This is a genomic window from Streptomyces sp. NPDC005485, assembly GCF_040606085.1.
Classification (GTDB): domain Bacteria; phylum Actinomycetota; class Actinomycetes; order Streptomycetales; family Streptomycetaceae; genus Streptomyces.
The window spans coordinates 1-14,196 of record NZ_JBEXDZ010000211.1 but is presented as its reverse complement, the minus strand read 5'-3'; the positions used below and the strand labels follow the sequence as shown (position 1 = coordinate 14,196).

At 69.5% G+C, this 14,196-nt stretch carries 13 protein-coding genes and 1 pseudogene; 9 read left to right on the top strand and 5 right to left on the bottom strand.

Features of this window, described 5'->3' with window-relative positions; genetic code table 11:
- Positions 1-163: 163 nt before the first annotated feature.
- A complete protein-coding gene (locus ABZS97_RS40095) occupies positions 164-937 on the top strand; it encodes a class I SAM-dependent methyltransferase (RefSeq protein ID WP_356147189.1) in 774 nt (257 codons plus the stop codon).
- Between the two features lie 38 nt (positions 938-975).
- Here the strand turns inward: ABZS97_RS40095 and ABZS97_RS40090 are convergent, their stop codons facing one another.
- From ABZS97_RS40090 to mgrA, 3 genes are all read right to left on the bottom strand, one after another.
- On the bottom strand, positions 976-2,148 hold the full coding sequence (locus ABZS97_RS40090; protein ID WP_356147186.1) for a winged helix DNA-binding domain-containing protein: 1,173 nt from the start codon (positions 2,146-2,148) through the stop codon (positions 976-978).
- A 356-nt stretch (positions 2,149-2,504) separates the two neighbouring features.
- Positions 2,505-2,840, bottom strand: a complete 336-nt coding sequence (locus tag ABZS97_RS40085; protein WP_356147183.1) for a DUF192 domain-containing protein — start codon at positions 2,838-2,840, stop codon at positions 2,505-2,507.
- 384 nt (positions 2,841-3,224) lie between these two features.
- Positions 3,225-4,265 carry an L-glyceraldehyde 3-phosphate reductase gene (mgrA, locus tag ABZS97_RS40080; protein WP_356147180.1) on the bottom strand — a complete coding sequence of 347 codons (1,041 nt, stop codon included), beginning with the start codon at positions 4,263-4,265 and terminating at the stop codon, positions 3,225-3,227.
- A 168-nt stretch (positions 4,266-4,433) separates the two neighbouring features.
- Here mgrA and ABZS97_RS40075 point away from each other — a divergent pair, with 168 nt between their 5' ends.
- From ABZS97_RS40075 to ABZS97_RS40060, 4 genes are all read left to right on the top strand, one after another.
- Entirely contained in the window at positions 4,434-5,207 is a 774-nt protein-coding gene (locus tag ABZS97_RS40075) for an isoprenyl transferase (RefSeq protein WP_356147178.1), read from the top strand.
- Between the two features lie 333 nt (positions 5,208-5,540).
- A complete protein-coding gene (locus ABZS97_RS40070; protein ID WP_356147175.1) occupies positions 5,541-6,866 on the top strand; it encodes a PhoH family protein in 1,326 nt (441 codons plus the stop codon).
- Between the two features lie 417 nt (positions 6,867-7,283).
- Complete coding sequence (locus ABZS97_RS40065) at positions 7,284-8,015, top strand: lytic transglycosylase domain-containing protein (RefSeq protein WP_356147172.1); 732 nt, start codon at positions 7,284-7,286, stop codon at positions 8,013-8,015.
- A gap of 145 nt (positions 8,016-8,160) precedes the next feature.
- Positions 8,161-9,555 carry an AI-2E family transporter gene (locus tag ABZS97_RS40060; RefSeq protein ID WP_356147169.1) on the top strand — a complete coding sequence of 465 codons (1,395 nt, stop codon included), beginning with the start codon at positions 8,161-8,163 and terminating at the stop codon, positions 9,553-9,555.
- A gap of 76 nt (positions 9,556-9,631) precedes the next feature.
- On the opposite strand, the gene ABZS97_RS40055 is transcribed toward ABZS97_RS40060, so the two are convergent.
- Together ABZS97_RS40055 and ABZS97_RS40050 are read right to left on the bottom strand one after the other, a co-directional pair.
- The gene (locus ABZS97_RS40055) at positions 9,632-10,165 is read right to left on the bottom strand and encodes an alkyl hydroperoxide reductase (protein ID WP_356147166.1); all 534 of its coding nucleotides are present in this window, start codon (positions 10,163-10,165) and stop codon (positions 9,632-9,634) included.
- A gap of 3 nt (positions 10,166-10,168) precedes the next feature.
- A complete protein-coding gene (locus ABZS97_RS40050; protein WP_356147163.1) occupies positions 10,169-10,723 on the bottom strand; it encodes a peroxiredoxin in 555 nt (184 codons plus the stop codon).
- A gap of 159 nt (positions 10,724-10,882) precedes the next feature.
- Here ABZS97_RS40050 and ABZS97_RS40045 point away from each other — a divergent pair, with 159 nt between their 5' ends.
- From ABZS97_RS40045 to ABZS97_RS40030, 4 genes and pseudogenes are all read left to right on the top strand, one after another.
- Positions 10,883-11,848 (top strand): LysR substrate-binding domain-containing protein, encoded by a 966-nt coding sequence (locus ABZS97_RS40045; RefSeq protein WP_356147160.1) that lies wholly within the window; start codon positions 10,883-10,885, stop codon positions 11,846-11,848.
- A gap of 210 nt (positions 11,849-12,058) precedes the next feature.
- On the top strand, positions 12,059-13,117 hold the full coding sequence (locus ABZS97_RS40040; protein WP_356147156.1) for a MarR family transcriptional regulator: 1,059 nt from the start codon (positions 12,059-12,061) through the stop codon (positions 13,115-13,117).
- 83 nt (positions 13,118-13,200) lie between these two features.
- Positions 13,201-13,563, top strand: a pseudogene (locus tag ABZS97_RS40035) (roadblock/LC7 domain-containing protein); the annotation flags it as partial.
- Between the two features lie 172 nt (positions 13,564-13,735).
- Positions 13,736-14,164: a hypothetical protein gene (locus ABZS97_RS40030; protein WP_356147152.1), complete on the top strand. Its 429-nt coding sequence runs from the start codon at positions 13,736-13,738 to the stop codon at positions 14,162-14,164.
- Positions 14,165-14,196 lie beyond the last annotated feature (32 nt).

Sequence of the window (14,196 nt, the reverse complement as noted above, 5' to 3'; positions counted from 1 at the left end):
AAGTACGTCCAGTACGAGGGCCTTCGTCCGGCACGCCGAGGGCACGCACCGAACACCGCGGGCACCGCACAGGACTTTCAAAACACCCCCTAGTTCGCCCGCCCAGGTGCCCGCGGCGGAATCCCGGTCGCGAGCCCGTTCATCTCTTGGCAGGATCCCTTCCATGACCACCACCAGCCGTACCTTCGACGACCTCGTAGCCGAGGCCGACGCCGCGCCCGTCGAGGGCTGGGACTTCTCCTGGTTCGACGGCCGGGCCACCGAGGAGCGCCCGTCCTGGGGGTACGCGCGGGCGATGGGGGAGCGGATGTCCCGGGTGGCGGCCGCGCTCGACATCCAGACCGGCGGCGGTGAAGTCCTCGCCTCGGTACCGGAGTTGCCCCCGCTGACCGCGGCCACCGAGGGCTGGCCGCCGAACGTCGCCAAGGCCACCGCGCTGCTCCACCCGCGCGGCGCCGTGGTCGTCGCCGCAGCGGAGGACGCGCCGCTGCCCTTCGCGGACGGCGCCTTCGACCTGGTCGTCAGCAGGCACCCCGTCCACACGTACTGGGACGAGGTCGCCCGCGTCCTGCGGCCGGGCGGTACGTACTTCGCCCAGCACGTCGGGCCCGCCAGCGTCTTCGAGCTCGTCGAGCACTTCCTCGGCCCGCAGCCCGAGGCGGTGAGGAACGGCCGCCACCCCGACCGCGCCCGCGCCGCCGCCGCAGCCGCCGGCCTCGACGTCGTCGACCTGCGCTCCGAACGGCTGCGCATCGAGTTCCACGACATCGGAGCCGTCGTCCACTTCCTGCGCAAGGTGATCTGGATGGTCCCGGGCTTCACCGTCGACCAGTACCGACCCCAACTCCGCGCCCTGCACGAGAAGATCGAGGCGGACGGCCCCTTCGTCGCCCACAGCACCCGCTTCCTGATCGAGGCCCGCAAGCCGCAGGAGTAGGCCGTGGAGTCAGGCGTGAGTCGAGGCGGACTCGCGACTCACGCATGGGGCCCCGCCGTCACCTTCCCCACCACCAACTCGGGCACGGCCTCCAGGATTTCGCCCACCCGCTCCACCTGCGCGGCCAGCCCCCGCTCCTCGGCGGCCGTCAGCCGTCGCAGCGGTTCCACCGTGACCGTCGTACGGCGCCCCTGGCGTCGCTGGTGCCAGACACCGGCGACCACGCCGTCGAGCAGGAGCACCGGATGGTTCCCGGCCTGGCCACCCGCCAGGGCGCGTTCGTACGCCGGGCCGGGGAACAGCGTCTCGCGGGGCTGTGCGGCGATGCCGTAGGCGTCGAAGTACGGCAGCAGCCGCACCCCGCGCACGGGCTCGTCCGGGAACTCCGTGTCGCCCGCCGCCACCCACGCCGGTCCCACGCCCGCGAAGTCGACCTCCTCGATCCCGCCCGCCGCCGCGAGTGCCGAGAAGAGGGCGACGGCCCAACCCCGCGGCGCCGCCGCCCACTTGGCGAAGTGCTGAGGCGTCGCCGGTCCGTACGCGCGCAGGTAGCGGCGCACGAGGTCGGCCGCCGCCTCGTCCGGGGCGAGGGGCTCGAACCGCGGGGGCCGGGTGTAGGTGACCCTCCGGCCCCGGTTGGGGCCGAAGCACAGTGCGCCGCGCAGGCCCGCCCGGTGCATGACCTGACGCCAGCGCGGCCACATGCCCTGGAAGGCGGGCATCACCAGGTCGCCGGCCCAGGGCCCGGTGCGGGCCATGACCTCGTCGTGCAGCTCGTCGATGGTCAGAAGGGTGCCGTCGAGCGCGTCGGCGATCGCCGCCACCACCTCGTCGGCCTGCTCGTCGCTGAGCCGGGTGTCGGGTGGGAGGGGGCTGCGGCCGGACGGGATCGCGGTCAACGCGGCGGTCCAGAGGGGGAGTTCGCGGACAGGCAGGAGGTGGATCGTCCCGCGCGGACCGTGTGTCTTCACCAGCGACGCGGGTTCCTCCTCGCCCCACAGCGCCGCCCGCACATCCAGCCGTGTCACCGCCACCGCCCGCACTCCCACGGACACCTCGGCCGCCGACAGCACCTGCGCGTGCGCGCCGAGCATCGTGGCGACGACGTCGGCGACCGGTGTGCCGGCCTGGGCGGGCTCGGTCAGGAACTGCCGCCGCATCCGGCGTGCGCTCGCCTCGTCCCATGTGACGGTTCTGGTTGTCAGGGTCATGGGGCCGACGCTAGCCAGGAAAGAGGTCAGTTTCTGTCCCATGAGCCACTCTCGGGTCCCTGTTGCGCGTTTGTCGAACTCCCGATTGCCGCGCCCGACGTGGGGTGAATGGTGCGATCAGCCCATGCGCGGACCGAATGACCGAAAACCCCCGGATGTCGTGTGCGCTGGGTGAGATGCCGGTCCACATTCCGGACCGATTTACAGGGTTTCCACATCGTTATCGGAGGTGGGTCGCCTCCGGTGTGGCTGCTCACGTAAGTTCAGACCAAGGTAATTCGCGTGAGCAAAGCTGCGCGGTCGGCACCGCGCGGTGGAGGGGGCTGCGCGGTGCCGCGCCCTCGGCTGACGGGACCTCACCAGTCGTGGATCACGACCACTTCCCCGCGGCGCACCCCCCACCCGTCCAAGGTGCCCGCCTCCGCCTCCAGGACGTACCGGGCCCGCGGACGCGGCAGCCCCACCCGGCCCGGGCGCATCGTCCGTACGGTCAGGACCCGTAGTTTCCGGTCCAGATAAGCGACATCGATCGCGAAACGCATCCCCAGGGTGTGCACCGCACTCGCCGGACTCAGGAGCAACGCACCCTCGGTCCCGTCGCGCCCGAGCAGTCCGCGGCGCCGGGCCCGGGCCGACTCCGCGAGCTCCAGCGGTATCGGATCGGCGCTCTCGCGCGTGGTGAACGTGGCCATGGCTGCGAAGTTAGCGGTGACGTCAAGGGGGCGTCCCGGGGGCGCGTCACCCGCCTGGAGTAGCGCGGAACATGTCGGCCAGGTGATCACAAGCGGGTGCAAATCCTCTGGTTCTCTGCGGATCCCCCGCGATTGCCTTTGAATCCGCTGTGATTCAGCCATGATCACACCCTGAATCGGGGTCTTTATGGCCATCGCGGCGCTGTCGGCCAACTACGGAGAGTAGTTTTGGCACGCCGATGCGCGCAGCATCACTTACGAAGGGTTATGGTGGAAACCCCCCCTCGGGCCGGTCCGTCTCCCCCCCACGGACCGGCCCGTTTTTTGTGCCCACGCGCATCGGGCGACCGCTCCGGCCCAGCCGAAACAGCCCGCCCGCCGGCCTCAGCGCCGCCCGGCCCAGATGTTCGTGCCCGGCGTCGACACCGCGAACGTGTCGATCTCCTTCAGCTCCTCGGCCGTGAGTTTCGGCGCCGCCAGTGCCGCCACGTTCTCCTCCAGCTGCCGCACGCTGGACGCGCCGATCAGCGCGGAGGTCATCCGCTCGTCACGCAGCACCCACGTCAGCGCGAGCTGGGCGAGCGACTGGCCGCGGCGGGCCGCGATGTCGTTCAGCCCGTTCAGCCTGCGGACGACCTCGGCGTCTCCCGCGAGGCCCGGGTCCAGTGACTTGCCCTGCGTGGCACGCGAACCCTCCGGGATGCCCTTCAGGTACTTGCCCGTCAACAGGCCCTGCGCCAGCGGCACGAAGGAGATGCAGCCCATGCCGGCCGCCTCCAGCGTGTCCAGCAGACCGTCGTCCTCGGTCCAGCGGTTGATCATCGAGTACGAGGGCTGGTGGATGAGCGGACGCACACCCATCCCGCGCAGGATCCGGGCGGCCTCGGCGGTCTGCTCACTCGTGTACGAGGAGACGCCGACGTGCAGCGCCTTGCCCTGCTGGACCGCGGACGCCAGCGCGCCCATCGTCTCCTCCAGCGGGGTGTCCGGATCGAAGCGGTGCGAATAGAAGATGTCCACGTAGTCGACGCCCATCCGCTTCAGCGACGCGTCCAGGGACGACAGCAGGTACTTCCGCGAACCCCACTCGCCGTACGGGCCGGGGTGCATGAGGTAGCCCGCCTTGGTGGAGAGGACCAGCTCGTCGCGGTACGGCGCGAAGTCCTGCTTCAGGAGCTTGCCGAAGTTGAGCTCGGCGGAACCGGGCGGCGGTCCGTAGTTGTTGGCGAGGTCGAAGTGCGTCACGCCCAGGTCGAAGGCGCGGCGCAGCAGCGCCCGCTGGGCGTCCAGCCCGCGGTCGTCGCCGAAGTTGTGCCACAGGCCGAGGGAGACCGCGGGAAGCTTGAGGCCGCTGCGGCCGGTGCGGCGGTACTCCATGGAGTCGTACCGCTCACTCGCCGCACGGTATACAGACGTGTCGTTCATGAATACGAAGCTACGTCAGCCGACTGACAGTCCAGGCACCCCATGGCGGAAGCCGCGATTTCCGGGGGTAGGCTTCGCCCCCGGGGGCCGCCATACGGACAGGGTCTGCGCCGGGCCGACAGCGCCGGGCCGCACCTGTTCCGATCCGCACGGAGGGGCTGACAACAAGTGAACCTGCGCGACAACCTGCGCCGTCTGCTGGTCAGGTTCTATGCACGCAGGGTGGAAGGCCACCTCGACCACGATCAGGTGCCCAAGCACATCGGCGTCATCATGGACGGCAACCGCCGCTGGGCCAAGGCGGCGGGTTCCACCACCGCCCAGGGCCACCGGGCCGGCGCCGACAAGATCGAGGAATTCCTCGGCTGGTGCTCCGAGACCGATGTCGAGGTCGTCACCCTCTGGCTGCTGTCGACGGACAACTTCGACCGTCCCAAGGAAGAGCTCGTACCGCTCCTGGGGATCATCGAGAACACCGTCCGCGCCCTCGCCGCCGACGGCCGCTGGCGTGTGCACCACGTCGGCACGCCGGACATACTGCCCGCGCATGTACAGACGGCCCTCAAGGAGGCCGAGGAGTCCACGGCGCACATCAAGGGGATAGTCGTCAACGTCGCCATCGGCTACGGCGGCCGCCAGGAGATCGCCGACGCCGTACGCTCCATGATCCTCGACGCCGCCGACAAGGGCGCCTCGATCGAGGACATCGCCGAGTCCGTCGACGTCGACCTCATCGGCAAGCACCTCTACACCAGCGACCAGCCCGACCCCGATCTCGTCATCCGCACGAGCGGTGAGCAGCGGCTGTCCGGATTCATGCTGTGGCAGACGGCCCACTCCGAGTACTACTTCTGCGAGGTCTTCTGGCCGGCCTTCCGGAAGGTCGACTTCCTGCGCGCCCTGCGCGACTACGCGGCGCGACACCGCCGTTACGGAGGCTGACCTTCGGTGCCCCCAGGGGCGTACGAAGGGTGCATGAGGAACGTACGAGGGGCGCACGACACCAGGAGTTAACGAACGCGCCGTCATATGCCGTGGCATGGCGGCGCCTGTTCGAGGGCATAAGCCTTCCAGGTCGACACCCGAACCACGGGTGTCGTATCTCAGCGGGCGGCACGGGGCCGTCCGCCCGGGAGGCCCTTTGCACCAGTTCGATCGTGCGGTCACAGCACGGACGAAGCGGAGGGCCGGTCACCGGCTCGCGCAGAGCGGCCGTCGACCGGTCCAGATCTCCTTCGTCGCTCCCCGACCTCATCCGAGGGGGTACGTCCTTCCGTGGTGACCAGCACAAAGCGCCGCCAGCCAGACCGGCGCACCTATGTTCTCGACACCAGCGTCCTGCTGGCCGATCCGAGCGCCCTGACCCGATTCGACGAGCACGAGGTAGTGCTCCCGATCGTCGTGGTCACGGAACTGGAGGCCAAGAGGCACCATCCCGAACTCGGCTACTTCGCCCGGCAGGCCCTTCGCCTGCTCGACGACTTCCGGGTGCGGCACGGCCGCCTCGACGCCCCCATCCCCATCGGGGATCTCGGCGGGACCGTACGCGTCGAGCTCAATCACTCGGACCCCAGTGTGCTGCCGAGCGGCTACCGCCTGGGGGACAACGACTCCCGGATCCTCGCGGTCGCCCGCAATCTGCAGGCCGAGGGGTTCGACGTCACGGTGGTGTCGAAGGACCTGCCGCTCAGGATCAAGGCCTCGTCCGTCGGTCTCCTCGCCGAGGAGTACCGCGCGGAACTGGCCATCACGGACTCCTCCGGCTGGACCGGAATGTCCGAACTGACCCTGGCCGGTGAACAGGTGGACATCCTCTTCGAGGAAGGCCACGCGTACGTCCCGGAGGCCGCCGAGCTCCCCGTGCACACGGGCCTGACGATCCAGTCCGAGCGCGGCAAGGCCCTCGGCCGGGTCACGCCCGACGGCAACGTCCGTCTCGTGCGCGGCGATCGGGAGGTGTTCGGCATCAAGGGCCGCAGCGCGGAGCAGCGCATCGCGCTGGATCTGCTGCTCGACCCGGATGTCGGGATCGTGTCCATGGGCGGCCGGGCCGGCACCGGAAAGTCGGCGCTGGCGCTGTGCGCGGGGCTGGAGGCCGTGCTCGAACGGCGCCAGCACCAGAAGGTGATGGTCTTCCGTCCGCTGTACGCGGTGGGCGGGCAGGAGCTCGGCTATCTGCCCGGCTCCGAGGCCGAGAAGATGAGCCCGTGGGCGCAGGCGGTGTTCGACACCCTGTCGGCCGTCACCTCCCGCGAGGTCATCGAGGAGGTCACCGCGCGCGGGATGCTGGAGGTCCTCCCTCTCACCCACATCCGCGGGCGTTCGCTCCACGACGCCTTCGTGATCGTGGACGAGGCACAGTCGCTCGAACGGAATGTACTCCTGACCGTTCTGTCCCGAATCGGCGCCAATTCGCGGGTCGTTCTGACCCACGATGTCGCACAAAGGGACAACCTGCGTGTCGGCCGGTACGACGGAGTGGTCGCCGTCGTAGAGAAACTGAAGGGGCATCCGCTGTTCGCGCATGTCACCCTGACCCGCTCCGAGAGGTCCCAGATTGCGGCCCTTGTGACCGAAATGCTGGAGGACGGGCAGATCTGACCGCCCTGGGGTCCACCTGACCCCATCTGTTCAAAGGGTGGCGAATACACGGTAGTTGGCGCCGTCCGGCAAAGGCGAAGAGCCTAGCCGGGCGGCGTCTTGGCGTGTGCTCGTTTCCTGGAAACTCTCGGGCCAAACGAGGTGTGAGCTTTCACACGCAACACAGAATTGCCTTGCGGCGCCGGGTTACGGCAGAGTCTCACTCCTGTCAGGCCCCGCATACGACACATCTGTACCCCCAGCGGTACGGCACCACAGGAACTTCAGAACTTCATAGAGTCGTCGTATGCCGCCCGCGCACCACGCGGCGCTCCCCGCAAGGGAGTTGCCCACCGGGCCCGTGCCTCCCGTGACCCCGCAGTTGGGAGGCCAGCGTCAGGGGCACGATTGCGTCCGCCAGGGTCACCGAAGCGGGCGATGCTGGAAGGAAACCGTGTGAGCCGGATTTCGGTCCGGGGATTCGCAGTGGCTTCGGCCACCGCGGTCACCGCTGTCGGAAGCGTCGTCGGAGTTGCCTCGGGCAGCACCGCCCAGCCCAGCAACGACGCCGAGGCGACGGCAAGCGACCTGACGCTCCTCGCGGACATACCCGCGGGCCAGCAGGCCCAGGTACAGACCGCGTCCCTGACGCAGCAGGCCGACGCCCAGGCCATCGCCGCGGACTCGAGCGCGAAGAAGGATGCCGAGGAGTCTGCCCGCAAGCAGGCGGCCGAGAGCGCGGTGGCCAAGCAGAAGGCAGCCGAGAAGGCGGCGGCGAAGGCCGAGAAGGAAGCCAAGGAGCGCGCGGAGGCCAAGGCAGCGGCCAGCCGTAGCTCCGACCGGACTCCCTCCAGCTTCCCCGTCCAGTCCTCTTACACCGTCGCGCAGATCCAGGCGATGGCGCGCCAGATGGTGCCGAGCGACCAGTTCCAGTGCTTCAGCAACATCGTGGACCACGAGTCGAGCTGGAACTACCGGGCGGTCAACGCCTCCTCCGGCGCCTATGGTCTCTTCCAGGCCCTCCCCGGTTCCAAGATGTCGTCGGTCGGCTCCGACTGGCAGACGAACCCGGCCACCCAGATCAAGTGGGGCCTCGACTACATGAACAGCAGCCGCTACGGCAGCCCGTGCGCGGCCTGGTCGTTCTGGCAAGCCAACCACTGGTACTAGAGCCCGCGCCGCACGCGGCCGCTCAACCTTCCAGAGCCCCTCACCGTCCTACGGTGAGGGGCTTCGGCCATGTACGGTCGGATACGGTCGGAACCGACGACTCCAGGGGGGAGTGGTGGGGCGCAACGGGGAAAAGGGACGAATGATGTCGCGAGTGCCAGGATTGCTCGGTCGGCTCGGCGCCGGACTGACCGAGATGGGGGCGCGGTTGGACGAACGCCGCGCGGAGGTGGAGCGGGAGTCCCAGGGCCCCGCCGACCCGGTGGCCGCCGAGGCCGCACCGTCCGTCGGCGGACGACCGCCCCAGGCTTCCGCCTCCGAGGCCCCCGCTTCCGAAGCCCGTGCCTCCGAGACTCCCCTCTCCGACGCCCCCGCCTCCGAGGCCTCCGTCTCCGACCGACCGTCGGCCCCTGCCGGGCACGCGCCCGCCGCCACCCCCACCGCCGCGCTTCCCGACCCCGCCGCCGCCGTGCCGTGGGGTGTACGGGTCGCCGCCGAGGCCGGCTGGCGGCTGCTCGTTCTCGCGGGCACCGTCTGGGTGTTGATGCGGGTCATCAGCGCCGTACAGCTGGTGGTGCTCGCGTTCGTCGCGGCGCTGCTCATCACGGCGCTGCTGCACCCCGCGGTGGCGCGGCTGACGAAGTGGGGCTTCCCGCGCGGGCTCGCGACAGCGCTCACCGCGATCCTCGGCTTCGTCGTCATGGGCCTGGTCGGCTGGTTCGTGGTGTGGCAGGTCATGGAGAACATCGACAACCTCTCCGACCAAGTCCAGGACGGCATCGACGAGTTGCGCAAGTGGCTCCTCAACAGCCCGTTCCACGTCACGGACAAGCAGATCAACGACATCGCCAAGAACCTGCGCGAGGCGATCGGGGCCAACACCGACCAGATCACCTCCACCGGCCTGGAGGGTGTCACGGTCATCGTCGAAGCCCTCACCGGCATCCTGCTGACGATGTTCTCGACGCTGTTCCTGCTCTACGACGGCAAGCGCATCTGGCAGTGGACGCTCAAGCTCGTCCCGGCGGCGGCCCGTCCGGGTGTCGCGGGCGCGGGTCCGCGGGCCTGGCGGACGCTCACGGCGTACGTCCGCGGCACGGTGATAGTGGCCATGATCGACGCGATCTTCATCGGCCTCGGCATCTACTTCCTGGACGTCCCGATGGCCGTCCCCCTCGCCGTCTTCATCTTCCTGTTCTCCTTCATCCCGCTGGTCGGCGCGGTGGCCTCGGGAGCGCTGGCGGTGGTGGTGGCGCTGGTGACTCAGGGCGTGTTCACCGCCGTGATGACCCTCGCGGTCGTCCTTGCCGTCCAGCAGATCGAGGGCCACATTCTGCAGCCGTTCATCCTCGGACGGGCCGTACGCGTCCACCCGCTGGCGGTGGTGCTGTCGGTCGCGGCCGGGGGCATGATCGCGGGCATCGGGGGCGCGGTGGTCGCCGTACCGCTGGTGGCGGTCACCAACACGGTGGTGGGGTACCTGCGGGCGCGGCAGTCCGGCGGGGTCGGCGCGTCCGGCGACCTGGCCGAGAGGGTCTGACAGCGCCTGCTCGGCCGCACATGCCGAGGCCCCGTCCACCGCAGGGTGGACGGGGCCTCGGCGTCTGCCGTGGGTACTACTCCGCGAGGACCGCCTCGGCGTCCAGCGTGGTGCCCACCGCCTGGATCACCGAAGCGATCTTGAACGCTTCCTGGATCGTCTCGCGGTCGACGCCGGCCTTGCGGAGCACCTGCTCGTGGGAGTCGAGGCACTGTCCGCAGCCGTTGATCGCCGAGACCGCCAGCGACCACAGCTCGAAGTCGACCTTCTCGACACCGGGGTTGCCGATGACGTTCATCCGCAGACCGGCCCGCAGCGTCCCGTACTCCGGGTCGGAGAGCAGGTGGCGGGTGCGGTAGAAGACGTTGTTCATCGCCATGACGGCGGCGGCCGACTTGGCGGCGGTGTACGCCTCGGGGGAGAGGTTCGCCTTCGCCTCGGGCGCCAGCTCACGCAGCACCCGCGGGGAGCGGGACGCGATCGCGCAGGCCAGCACCGTGCCCCACAGCTGCTGCTGCGGAAGGTCGCTGTTGCCGATGACCGAGCTCAGGTTGAGGCGCAGGTCCTTCGCGAAGTCCGGTACGGCCGACTTCAGTTCGTCGAGGGCCATGGGTCACTCACCCGCGAGCAGGGCGACCGGGTCGAGCGTGGTCTCGCCCTTGGTCCAGTTGCACGGGCAGAGCTCGTCCGTCTGCAGCGCGTCCAGCACCCGCAGCACCTCCTTGGGGTTACGGCCGACGGAGCCGGCGGTCACCATGGAGAACTGGATCTCGTTGTTCTGGTCGACGATGAAGACGGCGCGCTTGGCGAAGCCGTCCTCGCCCTCGATGCCGAGGTCGCGCATGAGCTCGTGCTTGGAGTCGGCCAGCATCGGGAAGGGCAGGTCACGCAGGTCCTCGTGGTCCTTGCGCCAGGCGTGGTGCACGAACTCGGAGTCACCGGAGAAGCCGAGGACCTGGGCGTCACGGTCGGCGAACTCGTCGTTCAGCTTGCCGAAGGCGGCGATCTCGGTCGGGCACACGAAGGTGAAGTCCTTGGGCCACGCGAAGACGACCTTCCACTGACCCTCGTAGGTCTTGTGGTCGATCTGCTGGAACTCCTTGCCCTTCTCCAGCGAGACACAGGCGGTCAGATCGAACGGGGGGAACTTGTCACCAACAGTGAGCACACGCTCTCCTTGTAGCGAGGAAACTCCCCTTTTGAGGGATTTTCCTATGGGTTGGACGTTCGCCGATGGTGGCACAAGGTGCATTGATTAGAGAAATCGCTACACTCGTTGGTGTTGATCGAGCGTGGCTATCAGTCACTGTAGGCAAGGAGCACGGCCATGGGCAGCGCAAAGGGCATCCAGGCGAACGGGCGGCGCCGGCCCAGCCTCGCCCAGCTGCGCGCCTTCGCCGCCGTCGCCGAGCATCTGCACTTTCGGGATGCCGCCGCCGCGATCGGGATGAGTCAGCCCGCGCTGTCCGGGGCGGTGTCGGCGCTGGAGGAGACGCTCGGGGTCACGCTGCTCGAGCGGACGACGCGGAAGGTGCTGCTCTCGCCCGCCGGTGAGCGGCTCGCCGTACGGGCGAAGGCGGTGCTGGCGGAGGTCGGGGCGCTGATGGAGGAGGCCGAGGCGGTGCGGGCGCCGTTCACCGGGGTTCTGCGGCTCGGGGTGATCCCGACCGTGGCGCCGTATCTGCTGCCCACGGTCCTCAAGCTCGTCCACGACCGCTACCCCGACCTCGACCTCCAGGTGCACGAGGAGCAGACCGCGAACCTCCTCGACGGCCTGACCAGCGGTCGCCTGGACCTGCTGCTGCTCGCGGTGCCGCTCGGCATGCCCGGAGTCGTCGAACTCCCGCTGTTCGACGAGGACTTCGTGCTCGTGACGCCGCTGGACCACTGGCTCGGCGGCCGCGAGGGCATCCCGCGCGAGGCGCTGCGCGAGCTGAACCTGCTGCTCCTCGACGAGGGGCACTGCCTGCGCGACCAGGCCCTCGACATCTGCCGCGAGGCGGGTCGCGCGGACGCGCCCGTCACCACCACCGCGGCCGGGCTCTCCACCCTCGTCCAGCTCGTCGCGGGCGGTCTCGGCGTGACCCTGCTGCCGCGCACCGCCGTCAAGGTCGAGACGACCCGCAGCAACCAGCTCCTCACCGGGTACTTCGCGGACCCGGCGCCGACCCGGCGGATCGCCCTGGCGATGCGCAGCGGCGCCGCGCGCGGAGCGGAGTACGAGGAGCTGGCGGCGGCCCTGCGTGAGGCCCTGCGGCCGCTGCCCGTGCGGGTGCTGGGCGTCGATGAGTGAATGACGATGCCTCAACAGCCGTACGAATACGGTCGGTTGAGGATCGGAAAGGCCCTGGTTGAACCGACGGGTATTTCATATTCCGTCAACTGAGGCCAGGTACGGCACCCTTGGCTGAAATATGCGCCTGGACTGATACACCTACTCCCTCAGTGCTACGCGTCGGGCGTATGTACGGAATGGCACCTGCGTGTCCTGCCAAGGGGAGTGATGTCGGGCATTCGCGATTCCCTGGGCCGGGTCGGATACGACCTGCTGTCCCGCGCGCTCGCCGAGTGCGGGCGCGAGGCGGCCACCGGGGAGCTGCGGGTGTCCGGGAAACCCGGCGGGCTCTTCCATCTGCGCGGCGGACTCGTGGTCGCCGTCGAGAGCCCGGGCGCACCCGGCCCCGAGGTGCTGCTGCTGCGCTCCGGCCGGATCGGCGCAGAGCAGTGGGCCGAGCTGCTGAGCGAGGCGCGCGGGGCCCGCTGGCCGGAGGCCGCGATGATCGCACACGGCTACGCGGGGGCGGCCCAGCTCAGGGTCATCTGCATGATGGCGATGCAGGACGCCGCCTTCGCGGTGGTCGCCGGCCGGGTGGACGGCTGTGCACCGCTCGGCCCGTCCGTGCCCCGCGCGCCGGTCGAGGTGGGTGAGTCGCCGGGGCGGCTGCTCCAGGGCGCGGTGCGGAAACTGACCGCCGTCGCCGCCCTGCCGGGCCCCGTGCGGCCCGACCGCGAACGGCCTGTGCTCGCCCCGGGTGTCGATCCGGACTCCGATCAACTCCCTTTGGCTCAGCGTGAGTTGCTGTCGCACATCGACGGACGGCGTACCGCCCGCGACCTCGCCTTCCTGGTCGGCCGGGGCGTGTACACCGTGACCGTCGAGATCGCCCGGATGCTCGGCGAGGGCCTGCTGGAGTGTGCCGAGGGGGCGGCGGGCGAGGAGAGGGGCGCGGCGCCTGTCGTGATCCCTGTCCGGGCTCGGGAGACGGGGGTGCGCCGCCGCGTGACGGGGCCCGGCGGCGCGGCACAGGGCGGCGCGGCAAAGGGTGGCGCGACCCACGGTGGCGCGGCCGCGTCTGCCGACAAGGCCGTATCTCCGTCCCCGGCACCCGATGCACCCGATGCCCCCGAGATCCCCGAACCCCCCAGTGCCTCGCAGCTCCCTCGGCGGGACCCCGGGGCGAGTGGGATCACCGAAACTCTCGCCCCGGAAAAGAACGGGGCGAGTTGGAAAGGGTTCTTCCGTCTGCGCCACCGGATCTGGACTCCGGATTCCGGTACCTGACATTCCTGGAGAACCACGAAATGAATCAGCGCTCTTGAGTGCGAGAACGAACACATGTGATCAGGCGTCAGGGAGTTCAGTACATGGATCACGAGGCATTGGCCATGGAAATGAGAGGCCTGCGCGAGCAGGTGACGGGAATTACCGATACGGCGGTGGCGGCCGCCGACGGACTGCTCATAGCGGCCGACACCGCCGACACGATCGACCCGGAGGGACTCGCCGCGATCGCCGCGGCGGGCCTGGGCATCGCCCGCCGTACCGCCGAGGCGACGGGCCGGGGAACCCTGCGGCGGACGGTGGCGTACGGCAGCCACGGCTGCGCCGCCTTCTACGCGGTCGGCGACACCGCGCTGATGGTGGTCCTGGGCGACGAGGGCATCGACCTCGACCGGCTCCACCAGGAGACCCAGCCGACGCTGCAACGCATCGGCTCGATCCTCACCGCGCCCGACGCCGGCCCACCCGATGTCCCGCGGCCGGACCTCGCCGCCACCGATCCCACCGCCGCCCATCTCGACGCAACAGGCCTCACGGGCACCGAGCTCACGGCCACCGATCTCAGCGCCACCGATCTCAGTGCAACCGATCTCAGTGCAACCGAAGGAGCGTGACCGCATGGCGACGAAACGAATGACGTCGGGGTTCTCGGACCAGGTGATGGCCCTGGTCAAGTCGCTCCGCACCGAGGCGCCGGACTGTGTGGCCACGGGTGTGGTCGACATGTCGACCGGCATGCTGCTGGCCTACGAAACCCTGGACAACCACCCGCCGGAGGTCATGGACCTCCTCGCGGGCGCCACGCTCGATCTGTTCCAGGGCCGTACGGTCGTGATGATCGAGGACGTCTTCAAGGAGCGCCGGGGCGTCACCGACGACCAGCACTTCTTCCAGGAGATCCTGGTGAACAGCGACAACCTGACCCACCTGTTCGTCCGGCTGAACGAACGCCAGGACGTCGTCGCGGTGTGCGTCTGCCGTAAGTCGGTGAACGTGGGCATGCTCTTCGCCCAGGTCAGGCGGGTCGTGAGGGAGTACAGCATCTGAGGGACGGAGCGGTCGGCCTCTCCCCGTCCGGG